Source organism: Fictibacillus aquaticus (assembly GCF_002245695.1).
GTDB classification, from domain to species: domain Bacteria; phylum Bacillota; class Bacilli; order Bacillales; family Fictibacillaceae; genus Fictibacillus; species Fictibacillus aquaticus.
In genome coordinates, this window is the sequence record NZ_NOII01000003.1 from 616631 (window position 1) to 635071 (window position 18441).

An 18441-nucleotide genomic window follows, 5' to 3' on the forward strand; every position below is an offset into this window, starting at 1 on the left:
TCTATTCTTCTATATATTCAGCCCTAAGGCTTTCTTCAAGGTTTTCCATGCTGTTTTTAGCATCCTCGAAGTCTGAATACGCATTGTTGATTAGATCTTCAGGAGACTGTCCATCATCAACAAACACAGGCAAGAAACGCTGCAGAATGTTATATTGCGTTTTTACAGAAGAATCAGCGTGCTCAACGGCTGAGCGCAGTTCTTCTAAATCTTCTCCTTCAAAGTTTGCTTCGAATTTCTTCAAGTTAGCTTGCAGCTTGCTAGCAAGGTATTGCTCACTCTCAAAAAGAAGAAGGCTTGATTCTGCTTCTTCATAAACCTTGTTCGTATCTAACCCATCCGCATTTGAAAGAAAGCTACCCACTTTGTTCTCAATTGAATCGGTAGGATCCAGACGGTTCATTAATGAGTGGAAATCCTCCATAAACACAGCTTCATAAACGTTTTTTGCGGAGTTCATGTTTTCTTTTACTTTTACCGCTTTTTCATTTGGCAAGCCTTCGATCTTTTTCTTAAGCTTGCTCATATTTTTCTCTATTTCGTCGTTAGCGTTCATAGTCAGCATAGTAGAAGAATCGATCGCTTGAGCCAATAGATTATAGTCTGTGCTCAAAGAACTATATACATCTTCTTCTAAGTAACCTTCTGGCTGATTATCTTTAAACTGTTTATAAAATCCATCTGCCTGAGCTGTGAGTTCCTTTTTAATCTCTTGTCCCTCTTTTTCTAACTCTGCATTCGGCTTTTCTGCTGTCTCTTGCTGTTTGCCAGCTGTCTCGTCGGTTCCGCAGCCGGTTAATGACAAAACGAGAATCAAAGCCAGCAGCATGTATCTCTGTAATTTCATAACTTCCCCCTATGTGCTTTTTCATGATGTAATATTACTTTAATATAGTATCATAACCATTGGGAGATATAAGGATATTTTTCTAGTAATTTACTATGATGCGTGGAATTAAACAGATGTTTAAATATGTGGTTAGAAAAAGCATCCTTTTAACACAGGATGCTTTTCCTCATTTATTAGAATGAAGCTTCTCGCGTTTGTTCTCCGGCTGCTTCAGCCAGTACCGTACCCCCTTGCCGGCAAGAGGTTCATCCGCATACCTCGGGATGACATGTAAATGGCTGTGGAGGATAGATTGATTGGATACTTCACCAACATTCCAGCCTAGTGTGTAGCCATCCGGCGAAAACTTCTCATCCAGATATTCCTTTGCTTTTTGCAGCAGCTCGTATGTATCGTTCCATTCTTCAGGTGTTAATGCAAACGCATCGCTATGGTGTTTCTTTGGAACTATCAAGCCGCAGCCCTCTAACACATCCTGCTGTTTATTGTGCTGCAGGAAATAACATGTTTCATTCTCAAATAGAATGTTTTGATCTGGATCCTGATGCGGGTTGCAGAAAGGGCAGTTTTTGTTATATGTCATGGAATAAGCCTCCTTGTTCCTACAGTTTATCAGAACATTCACGTTAGGAATATATTGTAAACCGGTAGTGGCGGGTGTAATATTACACTATAAGTAAAAACAGTTAGAAGAAGTGATGGCTGATTTTGGCTTTTATGCTGTTTGCTCGTTTCTTTTTTGTTAGGAATGGGGGGAAAGGATCTCGAGGAGTCCATTTCTAACTTAGATCCGTAGCTTAAAAAATGTAACGTGTTTGATCTGGTTATTGTCAGACCATCATTAATTTAAGAAATGGGTGAAGAGGTTGAAGAAAGTAATTGTGTTCTTGCTTATTAGCACTGCTTTTATTTTTACAATTGCATTTGGAACTAAATATTATTTCACTCAATATGAAAAGCAGACAGATGAACGGATTGAAAAAGTGATAGAGTTTCAAGGGGCAACTAGGGAAAATATAGAACGGGAATATGTGAACTATAACAAAACGAGTGATTTCTTAGGCAAGACGGTCTACTTTAAAGATGACCCAGGAATTGAGTATCAATATTTGGTTAGAAGAGGTCAAAACAGAGTGCTGGTTTCTGCCAAGCAAGACGGAGTACCATTAGAAAATATAAAGAAAAGAGCAAAGTTTCCTACTCACACTGTTGAATTTGATGAGAACAACGAGATTGTAAAAGTAACTGATTGGCGTACGAATAAGGTGTTATATAAAAAGTAGATAAAAAGATAATTTTAGCCTATTGGGCTGCTAACAAGAAAACCAATAACAAATGAAACGTAAAAGACACTGCGGAGAATGCAGTGTCTTTTACGTTAAATTGATTTGTTGATTAAACCCTTAATCTCTCTTAATACCAACTCCGGCTCATCATGCTGCACATAATGTGCACTGTTCTCCGCCAGCACAAATGTCCCTTCAGTTGATAGCGATAGCAGTTCTCTTTGCATCTCATTCCAAAGTTCTTGGGACGCTTTCGAATAATGTGATTTCTTACCGGCACAGATAACGGTTAACGGAATAGGTAAAGTTGATCTTAAGTCGTTTACTTGTCTTAGGCTTTCTATAAACTCATCGTAATTGCCTTCGTGAATGAATTGACTGTTATATGCTTTTTGAAAATCGTCTGACATCGTCGGAAGGAACCGCTCGACATAGTCTTCCGGTGTGGAATCAATGAGTATGAGTCCGCATATTTCTTCTGGATAGGTTGATGCATACAAGCGCATGTTCACTCCGCCGAAAGAGTGGCCGACTAAGATGTATGGAATCTTCAGTTCTAATGCATCAAGCAATTCATGCAGTTCTTTTACCATTTCACGGCTCGTCCTAGGGTTCGTACTCGTCTCGCTTCTGCCTAATCCAGCCCGGTCATAGACAAGCACTTGAGTTTCGCGGGCGAGATCAGGCACGATTAAATCCCATGTCTTTGAGTAATCACCATAACCCGCATCCATGATAACAGCAGGCTTGTTTGATGGTTCTCCCAACACTTTAACGAAGAGATTCACTCCATTTACTTTTACAAATCCCATAAAACATCTCCAATCGCAAGGTTCATGTATATTTTACCAATAAATGCAAAGTGGTGCTTTAATAAGCTTGTGCAGCTTCATGTTAAGCAATAGTCCAAGTCTGAACTCATATAAATCAATAGATGCTCCCATAACATGATGGTGAGGTGAGTGGATGAATACCGGAAATAATTCTTGTATATGTGACTTTTTCAAAAAGCTTAAGCGGGGAGAGGTGGTTACTGTATCACTGTGGGACTCCTCTCAATTCATCTCCTTTTCGTTTATACAGCTGAATAAGCATTGTATTACGGGTGAACTGGATGATGGAAGTCTTATTACATTTGATTGTAAAGATGTCTGTTTTGTTGGGTGTGGCATAATTTCTCCCCCTCAGCCATGCGGCACGCTGGATTGCACGTGGATTGAAGACCCGAACAATCCGATTTATGATCCGCCGGTTACAAGCGCGTACTATCAAACGGTCAGGTACAGCAGCGACGGATTCGCTCCGAACGGCCCTTTTTCTTACTATAAGATGTGGTACGATATCGCGAGCGCTGGCGGGATTGCGGTCGCCAACTCACCTGATGGGATCAACTGGACGTTCGACAGCAATCTGACCGGCCTGACAGGAACGGCACGCCACTCGAGAATTTTATATGATCCGGCGGGATTCGGTATTGGTGCTCCGTACCGTATTTGGTATTGGGACTCGCCGAACCCTTACATGACCGATCCAATCGTCCTGAACATGATTCGGACGGCGACATCACTTGATGGCATCAACTGGACCAATGATATGAACATCAGCCAAAGTGCGGCTAATCCATTGTTAGTCCCGATTCCGACAACAGATTTTAACAGAGGAAGCTATGGTCCGGCTGATATTTTGTATTACCCAGCGAATCCAGCTGTTCTTGATCTAGCAAATCCATTCAATAACCGATATGTGATGTATTACGATATTACAGACGGCGCGACGGAACAGATTGCGCTGGCAGTATCTGTAGATGGCATCACCTGGAGCAAGGTCGGTCCATTTGCCGTCATTCCAAAAGGTCCGCCTGGATCGTGGGATCAAAATTATGTGGCTGAGCATGCGGTTGTTATTCAGCTTGGACCAAATGATTTCAGAGCTTGGTATAGCGGAGGGGTCACCAGCTCGAGTGAAGGAATCGGATGTGCGACCTCAACAGATGGGGTGAACTGGACGAAGTTTGCCGGAAACCCGATATTCAGCATCAATGACGGTGTGGCCTGGCGCGCAGGAAGAACATACAATCCATGGGTGCTGTTCGACCCGCAGCGGTTCAACGGTCACGGTGATTCGCTTTGCTATAAGTTCTGGATGACGGGCGGCACGTCGGGTTCAAACCTGAATATCGGCTATGCGACGAATTCGGGTGGATGATAGAGAAGAAAAACCCCTTTGCGGAGGGGTTTTTCTTATGCGTGTGTGATTTGTTTGCGGATCTTAGAGGTTTATTTGCAAATCTGGGATGTTTATTTGCGAATCTCGAACATTTATTTGCAGATCTGAAAATTTGTTTGTACGGCGATTTTTAGTTTGCAGGAGAACCGTTTTATTTGCACACTGCTCCGTTTATTTGCAACTTTAAGTTCGTCGCTCACTCTTCAAATGGCAAACACCACCGCATTTAACGCCCGCGATTGCACGGCCGTTGAGACCGACGCGCTCGACCGCTGGGAGAATTCTAGCGTGACAGTATAGGTGTTCGTCCCGAAGAGCGCGCCGTTATCTACATAGGTGAGCGGGATGCCGGTAATCTGTGTAAAGGCCAAGGAGAGGGAGAGTGCGGCGCCTTGTGTCAGTGTTTTCGTGGTCAAAAGAGTTCCGTTTCGGTACAGCCTCATAAGTACGGTGTATTGATACGATGTTAAACCGAGCGAGATCGTAGCAGCCACTTGTACTGTGCCATCAATTTTAACCGGCTGAAGGCTCTGCTCGTTCACCACTGGCAATGTGAGCACTGTTGTCTCGCTGTTAAAGGTTAGAGCTGTACTGTCCTCTGTTTGGATGAAAAATAATTTTTGGTTTCCATTTGATGCGGATCCGCCACAATTTTGACAGTCTAAGCACACACGCCGTCACTCCAACATAGTTTGTGTATTATCTTATGAATGCCTTTTGAAATGGACAGGGCTATAGCATGAAAAGCAAAGGGGTTGTTTTATGAAACAGCGTGCGAGACCTAACTTATGCCCCGCCAGCTCTCCGCCAGAAAGCTGCTCATGCATCTATCCACGGAATAAGGAGCCGTTCTTTCCCGTTCCTCCATCTCAGCCTGAGGTTATCACAGATGAGATTTCAGGAACGATTCAGCAGCCGAGTGACGGCCGTCCTGTTCAGTATTGGAGGTGGCTTGATCGTGAGAACCTGCCAGCCGCCTCATTAACGATTACGAGCCAATGTTTATCGGTTATGGATGTGTATGTGGATACAACGGGCAATGGGCAAAGCGATATGCTGGTATTTACAATCTCTCAATATGGCCAATCGCGCTCAGCGACATTGCCGTGTATTGCAGCTCTTGAAATTGTCTGCTCTGGTCACACAGAATTGTGCAGCGGCCGTTATGGTTTAAGCATTCATTATATAAAAAGATAGTTTTATAGGAGGAATGAACCATGTGTGCAACTGATCCGCAAGCTCAATACTTTCAAGAGAAGATTTCGGGGAATTTTAATGGAGGTGCAGCACCTATTACCGTCTGGTCGGCTCCAGCCGGCAGCTATTTTTCCGGAACGTTCCAAGTATTTAACTCTGCCGCAAGCCCTGCGACTGTAACGGCAACGACTGACTCCACACCCGCGGGGGCATTGAGTGCTGCACCCGGAAACACTGCATCACAGTCTGTCAACCAGCCGACTGAGTTCACGATTACGGCTGCAGCAGGGGACAGCGGGACATACTGTATCATTCTATATAAGAAAGTATTGGCTTAATGAATTATCAATGTATAATAAGGTTATCCGTACTTTAGGAGGATAACATGAATCAGATTGGTGCTTATGTCCTGTCCATTGTCCTGCTCTTCGTACTCATTATTCCGAGTGTACTCAGCAGACAGGAAGCACAAAGTGTAGAGAAGAGTGCGGACAAGTTCGCGTTCACGCTGCCGGTTAACGTGGAAAGCGTGGAATCGTTAATGGAAAAAAAGAACCCGCTAGTTCAAAATAATTTGAAAGCGTTTACATCTGAATATAAGAATTGGAAGCTGCAGTTTGATATTGATTTAGAAGAAGATAAGAAAATCAAGCAGCAGGGATTTACTTATTTTCCGGAGGCGAAAATAAGCGGCTACATGCAAAATGGCAATGAGAAGCTGAACTTAACAGGGAGCGGCTATGTGAATCGCTTCTCTTTTGAAGGCCGGCAGCTGTATGTCGGCTACATGGTGGCCGCGATTCCCGGCCTGACTGCTTCTCCAAATCATAAAGTATCTTTTCGATTTGATAATGAATCTGGAGAAATCGATGTATCGCTCATGACTGGTACACAGCCCGACACAGCCTTTCTCCCATTCGGCAAGATCTTCTTATTTGATATGGATTACAACGCAATAGGGAAGAGGATGCTGGAGTAGGGTTTTAGGAAATTGAAAATCTCTTAAACTCGCTTAGGGAAGCGAATTTAAGAGATTCGTCGAGAATTTTTTCTTTGTTTGTTTTCTTGTTTCTGGAGCCAATTCGTTCCGGCGATATCGATAATTGCTAATACGCCTGCAAGAAAAAAACAATATAAAAGTGATCGCGGCTCAGTATAAGGAAATATACTGAACGTCCAGTAAATAATTCCTGTCGTTAACAAGATCCGGATTGGTGTAGCAAGGTATGCTCGCCATTTTTCTTGGAGCATTAGATTAATGATGTTTTGTACAGGCTTATTAAAGAGGCTAAGGATTAAAAAAGTAATTGCTAAGTGAAGACCGAGTGCCAGCGTGCTGTCCCAGCTACCTGAAAACTGACCCCCAAATACGAAGTTCGTCCCTTTAATTGCTGTTACATAGACGATTCCAATAATGGATATAGGGATAAAAATCATGGCTGTAATGAATAGTGAAACCCCAATTATGCCTTTAGTGCTCAGCTTCTTCTTGCTTCGGTTCGAATCTTTCCATATGAATAGATGAATTAGTGTGTAGCCTGATAGGTAAATAAAGATGATGTAGAGCCAGTCCGGCATGGACGTCCTCCTTTATGATCCCGAGCTCGTGCTCCCCGAACCGAATCCTGAGCTCTTTTTGGTTGTGGATTTCGTTGTAGTAGTAGTCGTTGGCTTCGTGGTTGGTTTAGTGAACTTAATTTTACTCGATGGCTTTGTTTTCGTTGTGTTCGCCAATAAGAAAATCCACCAAGGAAACGCATTTTCGTCCGCATAATAGTTATCGTAAACGGTTGTTTCGCCGTTTTCCTGAAGGTCATCCAGAAACGCGATGAGCTCTTCTTCGTTGTATTCCAGGCCGTTTTCTTCTAAGTAATCCTCCATAGCCTCAAGATCTAAGTCAGGATAATAGGATTGCAGGTGGTCTAGCTCGATCTCTCCATAGCCCTCGTCATCTTCAGGATAGTAGCTCGTGTCGCTGCTATAGTCGTTTTCAAAATCAGGTTCAGTGTAGACTTCTTCGTCATAAATTTCTTCATCATAGCTCTCCGTGTATGAAGTGCTGCACCCGCTTAACATGACAGCTGCCGAAAGCAGTCCTCCGAGCATTTTCTTTGTATTAGTCATCACATTTATCCCCTTATGCCTGTTTTTACCATATGTATACATTTACTATTACATAAAGTTTCGTTTTTGGATATATCTTCATTTTTTTCGTTGTTTTATAAATAAAGCCTAAACTCACCTCTTGCCTGGAGCAAAACACAATAAGTACCCTCGAAGTCGATTGCTTCAAGGGTACTTATGCGTTTTTCGAGATTCTTTAGAGTCTTTTTCGTTTCTGAAAGTTTTTTTTGAAAACCGTACAGTGGAGTTACCGGCGGAATACAGTAAAGTGCGCGCTTTTATAAGGAAGATTGTGTTGAGAGATTTGCCTTTTGAGAAAGTGGCAAAGATGTTTGATCCATTGATTAAGAGCAGGCTGAAGGTATTGGGTTTGACGGGTGAGCGGTTTGAAATGTTTTATCAGGCGGGGCTTATCGGCTTATGGAAAGCTTGGAGTGAATTCGACGAGACAAAGGGCTCATTTCCATCATTAGCAAATCTCCGCATATCGGGTGGCATTATGGATGAACTGCGGAAAGAATCAAATAGAGAGAAGCGAATAATGCCGATGGTGCCTGAAATTTATGAAAATATTTTATCAAAAGCGGTGTATGACACCATTCCATTGCTTGAGAAGGAAGCTATCGCATATTACTTAGAAAAGCTGACTAAACTCGAACAGCGCTGGGTGGTCGAGCGGATCTGTAACCAAAAACGCGAGGTGGATATTGCTGCGGAGTATGGTGTGAGTGTAGGTGCGGTGAAGAGCTGGCGGAAGCGGGTGGTGAAGAAGCTTAGGACGTTGCGTTGAGAAGGGATTTTTATCCAAAAAGAGAAAGAGTATAGAGAGAAGATAAGGGGTGATCATGGTGATTACAAATCAAATGATTCAGATTCATAAATGGCAGGATAAGGACCTCGAGCTGCTGTTTGACCTAAATTCTGCTGTGATGACGGAGCATTTAGGCGGACCTGAAAGTGAAGAGAAGATTTTGCAGCGCCATAAGCGTTATCTTGAACTTGGCGAAAGAGGGCAGATGTTCATCGTAACTTTGGATTCTGTTGCTGCTGGGTCAGTTGGATACTGGCAAACATCCTGGAAAGGTGAGGATGTGTACGAGACGGGCTGGAGCGTTCTGCCAACATTTCAGGGTAAAGGAATCGCGGGAGCTGCCGCCAAGCTGGCGGTTGAAGCAGCGAGGGCAGAGAATAAGCATGCGTCTATTCACGCCTTTCCTTCCATTAGTAATACAGCATCCAATGCGATCTGCCGTAAGCTAGGCTTTGAATTGCTTGGAAAATGTGAGCTGGAGTATCCGCCGGGAAGTATTATGCAATGCAACGATTGGCGGCTGGGATTAAAGTAAATGCTGAAGGGGAGTAATGGGATGGAAAAGCCGGTTTATTTTGATGGCAGTGTAATGCCGAAGTGTGATGAAACAGTGGTGAAATGTGAAAGTGTAATAACGGATGAAGTGCGCAAAAGTATTAGCGGGAATCCGTTTGTTCTGGAATTGAAGGAAGAAGTGCGTGAGCGGTGTGTAATGCTTTAAAAGGGGAAGAAAAAAGAAGCGACGTGGGTCTGTCGCTTCTTTTTTATTGCTTTGGTTTAAGTCTTTTGGATAAAGAACTAGGCTTCTTTTCTAATTTGTTTATGCTTTGCTGTTCTTCTTTTTTTATCTTTTCAAAAGCATCTTGCATTGATATGCCGTTCAATGGTGTTTTTAAGCCATCCATACATATCACGCTCCTTGTTTCTTACCTTATGTGTGCCATTAATAAATATTTCTACTTCGTTTAGTATTTTCCTCTGTTTTTTTCCCAATCCGGATCATCTTTCCAGTGATACGTCTCGTCGTATATGTTTAAGATGTGCCCATTTATCTCGATTGTTTCTTTATCAAGCCATTTTATGTTTACTGAGCTTTCGTCATAATTCCAATATATCGTTTCAGCTTCACTTCCGTCGCCAACTTCAACTCTTATAGAAGCTCTTACTGTAGCCCCGCCATCATCTATTAAATAAGCCTTGGCTACATTGTCGTTAAAAGGAGAGCTATGTTCTGACAGGAATTTACCTTTAGGCAATTCATCAAGTTTAACGTTAGTGACATCAAAAAGGATGATGCCGAAAACAATTAAAACACCTAGCAAAATGTAGCGTTTCTTCTTCACATGGTTTCTCCTTTTAGAGCATAGATGATTTTGTATGAGTTAAATCATGTCGACACAAGTTGTCAAATTCCCCGGGAAATTGACGAGTGGTGGAGTTTACATAATGGGGGTACGGTACCATTTTCTGCTTAGGGCGTGAACACCCGGGCGGTTGAAAATGGTACCGTACCCCATGAACTTCATTTAGTACAGGAACAGCATGAGTACGCTTGTTACAAGGCCGACCCAGATGCAGAGGATGAAGCAGTAGCCCATAATGTCTTTGATTTTAAGTCCGAGAACACCTAACAATGGAAGTGCCCAGAATGGCTGGATCAGGTTGGTCCAAGCATCGCCCCAGCCAACAGCCATTGCGATGGTAGCAGGGTCGACGCCAAGCTCCATACCGGCTGGGACTTGAAGCGGTCCTTGCAGTGCCCATTGTCCTCCGCCTGACGGAGCGAGCAGGTTTACAAGTCCTGCTGACCAGTATGTGAAGATATCAAAGGTTGATTTTGATGAGATGGACGTCATCCATTCAATGATGTTTGCTCCCATTCCAGAGCTAGCTAGCACAGCAATAATTCCTGCATAGAACGGGAATTGCAGGATAATCGGCGATATGGATTGCGTCGCTTCTTTAAATCCTTGTGAAAAATTGTTCAGCGAGCCGTGCAGCAGCAAGCCAAGCGATAGGAAGAAGATATTTATAATGTTCAGATCAAGACTGCGACCGTTCGTGAATTCATATCCGCAATACACGACGCCAATCGCACCGAGGACGATGCCTAAAAATGGCGTCCATTCTAATTTTTCTGCAAAGGTAAGATTCTTTTTGTCTGGTTTTACTGTGACTGTTTGTACGGTTTCGGTGTTTTGATAGCTGATTATATTCTTTTTAGGAGCCATGAGCAGTATCACTATTGGCATCGTTATAAGCAGAGCTAAGAAAATAGTGACAGTGGAGAAGCTGAAAATGGTTTCTGATGTTGGGATTACACCCATCACGCTGGCAAGGAAGTGATCTTCTGTTGCAATGGTTAGACCGATCGAGCTGGAAAGCCCGGCGCTGTATAGCGCTGTTGGCGCATAAGCCGCAGCGACAAGGAGAGGGAAATGTGCTTTTGCGTTCTTGGATGCGACCTCTTTTGCCATGATTGCACCGACAACAACGGCCAGTCCCCAGTTGATGTAGTAGGCGAGTGCACTGATCAGGAACGTTAGGACGTATGCTTTTTGCGGTGTGTTCGCAAGACGTGCCACGACCTGAAGGCCCTTATTGATGAAAGGTACACTCGCTAAGGTCATACCCGTGACCATGAGGAGCACCATTTGCATAGTGAACGCTAAATACGTCCAGAAGCCGTCACCCCATGATTTAAGGATCGGCATCGGTTCAGAAGGATTCATAAAAAAGGCCACAATAAATACAAATAGGGTGAGCAATACCGCGATAACAAATGCATCAGGCACATACTTGTTCGACCATCTCGACAGCACATTCGCTGTCCTTGTTAACAGAGATTCTTTTCCGCTTTTTTCTTGCACAACATCTACACCTGGCTGGCTCATTCAGACATCAATCTCCTTCCGCAAGTAAAATTTTGTCAATCTATGATAACTTCTTTAAAAGAAGGCGATACCCTTTCTAAAAGATCACTATTTTAAACAAATGTTTAATTACTGCATGTATATGCTTGATGGCGAAAGACAGAACAAGCTGCTGGTTAACATAATTGGGGTACGGTACCATTCTCTCACTGCGGGTAGAACACCCGGATGAGGAGAAATGGTACCGTACCCCGTTCTTTGAATTAACCCTGTTTTGTAAATATTTTCATGTTGGCATATAGTAGAATAAAAGTCATTTTTGGGAGTATACAAGTGAAAAAGAGAGCAATGATATTCGGGGTAATCTGCAATTCTATTATTTTCTTGGTGCTGTTTAACAGCTGCGAAATCTTTCTGGGGAACAAGACGAAAGCAGAACGAGAGGCAGCGGCGCATTTAAAGGAGAAATACGGTAAGGAGTTTGTAATTGCTGATGTAAAATATCAATTTGGAAATAACACCACTTACATTGAGGCTTATCCGAAAGGTCATCCGGAAGAACGGTTTAGAATGGAAGGAATTAATGATTATTATGGAGTCGTGCGCCTGGTTTCTCCCGAGCTTGTTCAACTGAGGGAAATGCCTGTGATATTTAGTTGCACTCCACATAGTAAATCGGGAAAGATGGATAATAAAAGATACGACCAGATGGGTTTTAGCTTATTTGTGGCGGTGGTAGATGAGAAAGCCGAGCAAAAGGTCATAGCAGAACTCGTTCGTATTCGAGAGAAGTTCAATCATTTTGGCAGTGTAAAGTTTGAAGTGGCTGTAAAGAAATTGGATGTAAAAACAGAGGCAAATGACTATCATCAACTGATGGAAGATCACAAGAGCGCTTTTGAACTGTATTGCAGCGACTCAATTGAAGGAGAGTTGCAGAATAAGCCTAGATGCAGTGATGTGATTGTTAAGTGATGAGGAACGTTATTTTATTGGGTAGTCTCTGTTGATTGGATAAGTATTGCTCGTTTCTTTAGAAAGTTTATAAGAAACTGGAGTAAGAAGAAAAAGCTATTGATAGCTGTGGCGCTGTTTAGCGAGCGAGCCGCTGGATGTGTGGTCTAGTTGGTTTTATTTAGAAATACTATTCTAGTCCTTAAACACTTGTTTAAATTATTTTTATTTTTAGCTCGTAGAATGGTGAAGCCGACCTGTTTCTGTTATCACTTTCCTATACTATAACTTGAAATTCACTACTATTCCTTACTCTGTATTATCTTCCAATACATAATAATCTCCATTTGAAAATTTTTATTTTCGCCGATATTAAGAGATATCGACATAAAGGTAAGGAGAGGGAGTCACTAAGTATGCTGAATTTTTTTCTTCGTAAAAAAGCAGATCAATTTTTAAAAACTGTCGAGGAAACTATAATCCCCAATAATAAGCAAGCAGTACGTAAAGGGGAGCTAGGTGAATACAAAATTGATTTACAACTCAGCCAGTTCCCAAAAAATTATCGTTATTTAAGTGACTTGTTAATTAAAAACCCAAAATCATTTACTGGGTATTCTCAAATTGATAATGTCCTCATTAGCCCATTTGGAATTTTTGTCATTGAATCAAAGAATTATCAAGGTACAGTTTATGGTGGAAAAACCAGAAAAACATGGAGTGTCAACGGGAAATTTAACGTTGGTAATCCGCTGGCTCAAAATTACGGACATATAAGGGCACTTGCAGCTTGTTTAGATGAAAAATATGAAAATTTGTTCATCTCAATTATTGCTTTTACGAAAAGATCCCGTGTGAAGGTAGAGCCTGAACTAAGAAAAATAACGTCCAATGAACTTGTAATTTACGATATTGAGCTCACAGAGTTTATTAAACGAAAAGAAGCTTCTAATAAATCAGAAAGCAAATTACCTTTGCTGTACGATAATGAAATTGAAGAGGCGTTTAGAAGTTTTACAGAAGCGAATATTGTAGATTTAGAGATCAAAGGAAAGCATGTGAGTGAAATAGCTAAGAAAAAAAGCAACTCAGTAACACGGTTTGGCTCAAGACAGTTTTAGTGTAATGATAGGCAGGAATGCGCCTGCCTATTGATTTTATGTCTTTTTGGTTTGGATATTGTGAACTGTTTTTAATTAACTACCGGCCTCACCCAAAGCTTTGAAAAGTCCACATACCCAAAGTGCTTGATCTGGACGTTCATGAGTTCAGAGGAGAAAGGAATCTGGCGTTTTTCTGAGTAGATCGGAATCATGATGGATTCCTGAGCCAGGAGTTTCTCAAGCTCGGCATTCAATGCGGGCCAAGCTTCAAAGGGCGTTGTGGTATAGGAATCTAGTATTTTTCCGATGGATTGCTCTGAATTTACAATCATCTTCAACGGAGAGTATCCATTTTTAACAAAATTATAGAAAGAAAACTCCTCGTTCAGCTCAAAAATCTCCCCATGAATAAATAGGTCTGCCTGCAGGTTCGCGCCTCTTCTTGTCAGTGATTCTCTAAACGTCAGCGACAGCACTTCTACTGGAACGCCTTCCTTTTCCAAGCACTCTATCAGCCAATCGGTTGTACTCTTTGTATGCTCGGTTGTCCTGATAACAATCGGTTTTGTGAAAATAGGCCGGGTTACTTCAGGCAGGGAGCAAGGTTCGCTGTTGCGGCAGATACGGTCGCTTGCCGAAGCACGCGGTTCAAAGGTGCCGATCGTATGCCTGTTTTTTGCAATAATAGCGTGAATATAATCGCGGATCTCCTTTCGCTGAATGTCGGAATCACGGAAGATGTTCATGATGACAACTCCAAAACCTGAGCTGCTTTCGACCTGGAAAGTAGAGTGCTTCTCCTCCTCGAGAGCAGAATGATAGATCATGTCAAACGTTTCAGGCACTTGGACAAACTCCACGGCATCGAGCAGTGGGCGCTCCTGAAAATAGTCGCTAAAGGCGGTAAGAGTGGTTTTCTTCTCATTATTTTCACTGATGTGAAAAGCACCTGTCCCAAGCAGCTGGCCGTTATTTTCCTTATAGATGCTGCAGTTAAACGAACCGAGTATGTGGAGGCAATAGCTGCAGCCGCTAGGGAAATGAATGTCCACGACAAGTGGGGCAGGGGCTGTGATTGCCTCCACCGGTGACCAGATATCACGATAAAAATGGTGAACACGAAGTTTTTCTAAGCAATTAACGACGTCATTTGAAGTCAAAATGGAGCCATCGTGGAATGCGATGTCCTTTTTCAAATATAGCCGCAAACGGGTTGGTGTCACTTCCCAGCTATGAGCAATTTCTGGCAAAATAGCATCAGTCTCTGTCATTGTAATGAGCCGGTTGTAAACATTCGCCACAATACGGGCGCTGTGCGCATCGGTCGCTTCAACCGGGTGAGTTGTGATGAACGGACGGCGGCGCGGGACGATCAGCCGGTCATCGCTTTGCTGGATATAACCGAATTTCGTGTGAAACTTATTCATCAAGCGCAGACGGCATGCATCTGACCAGTCGTAGAGCAGGTACTTGCTCGCGTGTTCGACCGGCTCTTCATCGAGCATCTTCAGCATCTGCTCCTCATAAATTTGTTCGACTTCTTTATGCCATTCCAATTGTGAGGCATTGCCCCGTCCCCGGCCGGCGGTATATTTTAGCCAGCCTTCAGCAGACCACCGCTGTAAGTGGCGGGTCGTCTGTTTTGTGCTCAGCTCGAGCGTTTCTGCGGCTGTCTCAATTTTGATGCTCCCAGATGGAAAGTGGCGCCATAGTGCCAACAGATTTTTATCCATTACATATCTCTCCTGATAAGTGGACATTTTTTATGAAACTGTCTATTTTTAACTATCTTAGTCTAGTTTAACATAAAGGAAGAAAAAGGGAGGGAACAACATGGGATGGAGAGAATATCCGCAAAACATTAAGGTCCGCCTGATCACGGCGTTCTTTAACCGTGCTGTTTCGTCGGCTGTTATGCCGTTTATGGCACTATTCTTCGCACAAGAAAAGGGGAAAATCTGGGCCGGGACATTTCTGATCCTGACCGTGGCTGTAGGGTTTGTCGTCAACTTGATCGGCGGCTATATTTCTGACCGTTTTCACCGTAAAAAAGTACTTATGATGACTTCAGTGTTAAGTGCGATGATGTTCTTAACGATGACAATCAGCTTGCTGCCTGAAGATAACCTGATCTGGCTGTTCGCCTTCGCGTACACGTCGTTTATCGTAACGAGCAGCTTAGGCCGGCCGGCGATGCATGCGATTATCATGGATTCCACAACACCAGAAAATCGAAAAGAAGTATACACACTTGATTATTGGATGACGAATCTTTCTATGGCCATTGGTACTGCGCTTGGGGGATTGCTGTATCAGAGCCATCAGGTTGAGCTGTTTATGATGCTTTCGGTGACATCCCTATCAGTTCCGATCGCGTACTACATCTGGCTGAAGGAAGAATCTCACTTCATTTTGCAGCAAAAGCATCAAAACGTCGTGATGGACATGATTCAAAACTACAGAATCGCATTCCGTGACAGTGCGTTTGTAAAAGTGGTGCTCGGTTCGACGTTTATCTTTTCCGCTGAATTCACATTGAACAGTTACATCGGCATCCGGCTGGCGGAAACATTTCAGACAGTTAATCTAGGAGATTTTGAGATTAGCGGTGTGAGGATGCTGAGTATGATGAACGTCCAGAACATGCTGTTTGTAGTATGCTTCACGTTTTTGATTAACCGAATCACTGATAAATTTGATAAAAGAAAAATGTTCATCTTTGGACTGCTGCTGTATGGAATTGGATATTCTACGGTTACATCAGCTAACGTCTGGTATGTGCTCGTCATGTTTAATGTGATCGCGACGCTCGGCGAACTGATTTATTCACCGATAAAAGAAAGCGAAAAAGCGAACATGATTCCAGACGACAAGCGAGGTTCCTATTCTGCATTCGCGAACCTGTCGTTCAGCGGAGCCGATCTGCTGGCAAGGTCGAGCATCATAATCGGAACATTCCTCGTACCAACGATGATGTCGGTTTACATGGGAATTATCATTTTCACAGGAGCAGTGTTCATCTATTCCGGGTTCTTTTTAAGAGAGCGGGTGAGGGCAGGGGCAGCTGCAGCTGCAGAGAAGGCGATTTAGTTAACATAATGGGGGTACGGTACCTTTAGTACCGTACCCCAATCGGCTTTTATTTCCATAAAATCACACGTTTTCGGGGGACGGTTTTAAGTGAAAAAATTTATCTTTTGGAGCTGGATATTATTATCTTTAACAATATCTACGTTCGTTTGTTTATCGAGTAAGCCAATTCGAGATGAATACTTTCCTAGCCTGCTTGATTACATAAACAGTGCTTTCTTTCTCGCTGGTGGAGCAGTAATGATCAGTTCTCTTTCTTGTATCATTTTTATTTGTTTTAAAAACAAAAGAATTAAAGTGGCTTTGATCAGTGTCTTAGTAATAATTATGGCATTCTACTTTGTGCATGTTTTCCAATCAATGTTTTCGCTTTATATATTGATAGTAGAAGCAAGTTTCATTTTATTTACTGTGAGCTCAGTTCATTTTTTTCTTACCTATTTTATAGGGAAAACAACTTTGAAAATATCTCTTATTAAAGAATAGCAAAAGAACTATCAATATAAGATTTGGAAATAACATTGAAAATGACCAGATGTTTGTCTGGTCGTTTTTTATTATATCTTTATACAATTATAAGTTTGCTTTACCATCTATAGTTTGAATCCATCGAACAACGGACCGCCTAACGGAGCGTATATTTCATGGACTAAGTCGACGAATGGTTGTTTATTTCGATTTTGATAATACTCATTTAATGTGCTGAAGTACCGTGCAGACAATGCTTCATCATACATTTTAAGCGTTCTAACTAATCCTTTTCCGCGGCCGATCCACTGATGGTTGTAACGAAGAATGAATTCAGCAACCTGAATGGACAGCAGATTAAGGGTAATCATAGCTTCATCCTCATTTTTCGAATCTGCAAAATCATCAAGCAAATCAAAGACAAAATAACGTGACGACTGAATAAATTCAGGTGTTAACGCTTTTGGTCCTTCATTTAAATAATCTCTGGCATGCTGTTTAATGGAGTCAATGACAGGGTGTTCTTTCAAAACAAGTCCGTCTCTGATCATATTGGCTAAAACAGGTCGTCCGCTTTGTTTTTCTTTCGCAAAGTACTCTATGTAAGAAGAATGGTTATGAACAAACGATTCAATTTTCCAATCATATCGTTCATAGCTTTCTCGTGTATTAGGTCGATCTTCGTAAAAGACGATAATATCCAAATCGGAACTCGCTGTTGCTAATCCCTTTGATACACTGCCAGCTAATAAGGCAAACTGACAATCTTCATGGAACTCTTCGATAAAACGCTTTGCTGCAAGAATAGGATTTAACTTCATACTTTTGTCCTCCGTAGTACTTAAACTGTTAAGATAGGAATTTCGACAAATTCTTGGCGTTGCCTTGTTTACAACTCGCTGTTTAAGAAAGAGGATAATCTAATAGCTTAACGGAATATTGAATAATGTAGTAACTGGACAGGATCGGGGTAATGATGAAATGAAATTTAACACCATTGTTTTTGAAGACTGGTTTGAGATAGATTTACCTGAAAAATGGGAGTTGGAAGAAGAAGAAGACCTCCTTACATTCTACGATACGGTTGATGGAAGAGGAGCGCTTCAAATTTCTTGTTTTAATATAGTAGAACAAAGAGCAGCCGATGAAATTGCAATGGAACACTTGAACGATGTTATTGAGCAATTTGAGATCAATATTAATCGTAATACGAAGAAGATTATTGAGACACCTTACAGCACTATTGCTTTAACGGCAGGAACTTCTCCTGAAAAGGATTTTGTGAAGATTTGGATTATTGTTCTTAAAAATAGAATGCTGTTATGTACTTACATTAGCGACCAAAAATCAAGGGAATTATCCACTGCTGAGGATATTATTTATAGTATCCAGCCAGCCTAATCGAATTTAGACGATAAAACTAACCGGGGTCCGGTACCATTTTGGTACCGGACCCCGG

The 18441-nt window shown here is 42.2% G+C and carries 23 protein-coding genes; 12 read left to right on the forward strand and 11 right to left on the reverse strand.

Annotation, left to right across the window (positions count from 1 at the left end; genetic code table 11):
• Position 1: 1 nt before the first annotated feature.
• Together CGZ90_RS13440 and CGZ90_RS13445 are read right to left on the reverse strand one after the other, a co-directional pair.
• The gene (locus CGZ90_RS13440) at positions 2-847 is read right to left on the reverse strand and encodes a hypothetical protein (RefSeq protein WP_094253011.1); all 846 of its coding nucleotides are present in this window, start codon (positions 845-847) and stop codon (positions 2-4) included.
• A 169-nt stretch (positions 848-1016) separates the two neighbouring features.
• A complete protein-coding gene (locus tag CGZ90_RS13445; protein ID WP_094253012.1) occupies positions 1017-1433 on the reverse strand; it encodes an HIT family protein in 417 nt (138 codons plus the stop codon).
• A 283-nt stretch (positions 1434-1716) separates the two neighbouring features.
• Between CGZ90_RS13445 and CGZ90_RS13450 the strand changes: the two genes are divergently transcribed.
• On the forward strand, positions 1717-2133 hold the full coding sequence (locus tag CGZ90_RS13450) for a DUF3139 domain-containing protein (protein WP_165766855.1): 417 nt from the start codon (positions 1717-1719) through the stop codon (positions 2131-2133).
• A 95-nt stretch (positions 2134-2228) separates the two neighbouring features.
• On the opposite strand, the gene CGZ90_RS13455 is transcribed toward CGZ90_RS13450, so the two are convergent.
• The gene (locus tag CGZ90_RS13455) at positions 2229-2948 is read right to left on the reverse strand and encodes an alpha/beta fold hydrolase (RefSeq protein WP_094253014.1); all 720 of its coding nucleotides are present in this window, start codon (positions 2946-2948) and stop codon (positions 2229-2231) included.
• Between the two features lie 214 nt (positions 2949-3162).
• On the opposite strand from CGZ90_RS13455, the gene CGZ90_RS13460 reads away from it, so the two are divergent.
• Positions 3163-4341 carry a glycoside hydrolase family protein gene (locus tag CGZ90_RS13460; protein WP_133063591.1) on the forward strand — a complete coding sequence of 393 codons (1179 nt, stop codon included), beginning with the start codon at positions 3163-3165 and terminating at the stop codon, positions 4339-4341.
• Positions 4342-4565: 224 nt separating this feature from the next.
• On the opposite strand, the gene CGZ90_RS13465 is transcribed toward CGZ90_RS13460, so the two are convergent.
• The gene (locus CGZ90_RS13465; protein ID WP_094253016.1) at positions 4566-5033 is read right to left on the reverse strand and encodes a hypothetical protein; all 468 of its coding nucleotides are present in this window, start codon (positions 5031-5033) and stop codon (positions 4566-4568) included.
• 91 nt (positions 5034-5124) lie between these two features.
• On the opposite strand from CGZ90_RS13465, the gene CGZ90_RS13470 reads away from it, so the two are divergent.
• Genes CGZ90_RS13470 through CGZ90_RS13480 form a run of 3 tightly spaced genes read left to right on the forward strand, consistent with a single transcriptional unit; the run spans position 5125 to position 6538 of the window.
• Entirely contained in the window at positions 5125-5559 is a 435-nt protein-coding gene (locus CGZ90_RS13470; protein ID WP_094253017.1) for an S-Ena type endospore appendage, read from the forward strand.
• Between the two features lie 20 nt (positions 5560-5579).
• Entirely contained in the window at positions 5580-5897 is a 318-nt protein-coding gene (locus CGZ90_RS13475) for an S-Ena type endospore appendage (protein ID WP_094253018.1), read from the forward strand.
• A gap of 47 nt (positions 5898-5944) precedes the next feature.
• Entirely contained in the window at positions 5945-6538 is a 594-nt protein-coding gene (locus CGZ90_RS13480) for a hypothetical protein (RefSeq protein WP_094253019.1), read from the forward strand.
• A 47-nt stretch (positions 6539-6585) separates the two neighbouring features.
• Here CGZ90_RS13480 and CGZ90_RS13485 read toward each other — a convergent pair whose 3' ends face one another.
• Both CGZ90_RS13485 and CGZ90_RS13490 read right to left on the reverse strand, forming a co-directional pair.
• A complete protein-coding gene (locus tag CGZ90_RS13485; protein WP_094253020.1) occupies positions 6586-7137 on the reverse strand; it encodes a hypothetical protein in 552 nt (183 codons plus the stop codon).
• A gap of 12 nt (positions 7138-7149) precedes the next feature.
• Entirely contained in the window at positions 7150-7683 is a 534-nt protein-coding gene (locus tag CGZ90_RS13490) for a hypothetical protein (RefSeq protein ID WP_094253021.1), read from the reverse strand.
• A 295-nt stretch (positions 7684-7978) separates the two neighbouring features.
• On the opposite strand from CGZ90_RS13490, the gene CGZ90_RS13495 reads away from it, so the two are divergent.
• The 3 genes from CGZ90_RS13495 to CGZ90_RS13505 are packed head-to-tail and all read left to right on the forward strand — an operon-like array spanning position 7979 to position 9215.
• Positions 7979-8473 carry a sigma-70 family RNA polymerase sigma factor gene (locus CGZ90_RS13495; protein ID WP_094253022.1) on the forward strand — a complete coding sequence of 165 codons (495 nt, stop codon included), beginning with the start codon at positions 7979-7981 and terminating at the stop codon, positions 8471-8473.
• 55 nt (positions 8474-8528) lie between these two features.
• Positions 8529-9029, forward strand: coding sequence for a GNAT family N-acetyltransferase (locus tag CGZ90_RS13500; protein WP_094253023.1), 501 nt, complete (start codon positions 8529-8531; stop codon positions 9027-9029).
• Positions 9030-9050: 21 nt separating this feature from the next.
• Positions 9051-9215, forward strand: coding sequence for a hypothetical protein (locus CGZ90_RS13505; protein WP_240515435.1), 165 nt, complete (start codon positions 9051-9053; stop codon positions 9213-9215).
• A gap of 43 nt (positions 9216-9258) precedes the next feature.
• Here CGZ90_RS13505 and CGZ90_RS20775 read toward each other — a convergent pair whose 3' ends face one another.
• The 3 genes from CGZ90_RS20775 to CGZ90_RS13515 form a co-directional block, all read right to left on the reverse strand.
• A complete protein-coding gene (locus CGZ90_RS20775) occupies positions 9259-9399 on the reverse strand; it encodes a hypothetical protein (protein WP_165766856.1) in 141 nt (46 codons plus the stop codon).
• 60 nt (positions 9400-9459) lie between these two features.
• Positions 9460-9837, reverse strand: a complete 378-nt coding sequence (locus tag CGZ90_RS13510; RefSeq protein ID WP_094253025.1) for a DUF5412 family protein — start codon at positions 9835-9837, stop codon at positions 9460-9462.
• Positions 9838-10020: 183 nt separating this feature from the next.
• Positions 10021-11388 (reverse strand): short-chain fatty acid transporter, encoded by a 1368-nt coding sequence (locus CGZ90_RS13515; protein WP_205727399.1) that lies wholly within the window; start codon positions 11386-11388, stop codon positions 10021-10023.
• A 312-nt stretch (positions 11389-11700) separates the two neighbouring features.
• Between CGZ90_RS13515 and CGZ90_RS13520 the strand changes: the two genes are divergently transcribed.
• Complete coding sequence (locus tag CGZ90_RS13520; protein WP_094253026.1) at positions 11701-12342, forward strand: hypothetical protein; 642 nt, start codon at positions 11701-11703, stop codon at positions 12340-12342.
• Positions 12343-12737: 395 nt separating this feature from the next.
• The gene (locus CGZ90_RS13525; RefSeq protein ID WP_094253027.1) at positions 12738-13442 is read left to right on the forward strand and encodes a nuclease-related domain-containing protein; all 705 of its coding nucleotides are present in this window, start codon (positions 12738-12740) and stop codon (positions 13440-13442) included.
• 71 nt (positions 13443-13513) lie between these two features.
• Here the strand turns inward: CGZ90_RS13525 and CGZ90_RS13530 are convergent, their stop codons facing one another.
• Positions 13514-15157 carry an ABC transporter substrate-binding protein gene (locus CGZ90_RS13530; protein ID WP_094253028.1) on the reverse strand — a complete coding sequence of 548 codons (1644 nt, stop codon included), beginning with the start codon at positions 15155-15157 and terminating at the stop codon, positions 13514-13516.
• Between the two features lie 100 nt (positions 15158-15257).
• Here CGZ90_RS13530 and CGZ90_RS13535 point away from each other — a divergent pair, with 100 nt between their 5' ends.
• Complete coding sequence (locus tag CGZ90_RS13535) at positions 15258-16514, forward strand: MDR family MFS transporter (RefSeq protein WP_094253029.1); 1257 nt, start codon at positions 15258-15260, stop codon at positions 16512-16514.
• 593 nt (positions 16515-17107) lie between these two features.
• Here the strand turns inward: CGZ90_RS13535 and CGZ90_RS13545 are convergent.
• Positions 17108-17803, reverse strand: coding sequence for a nucleotidyltransferase domain-containing protein (locus CGZ90_RS13545; protein ID WP_094253031.1), 696 nt, complete (start codon positions 17801-17803; stop codon positions 17108-17110).
• 160 nt (positions 17804-17963) lie between these two features.
• On the opposite strand from CGZ90_RS13545, the gene CGZ90_RS13550 reads away from it, so the two are divergent.
• The gene (locus tag CGZ90_RS13550; RefSeq protein WP_133063592.1) at positions 17964-18383 is read left to right on the forward strand and encodes a DUF3805 domain-containing protein; all 420 of its coding nucleotides are present in this window, start codon (positions 17964-17966) and stop codon (positions 18381-18383) included.
• Positions 18384-18441: the final 58 nt, after the last annotated feature.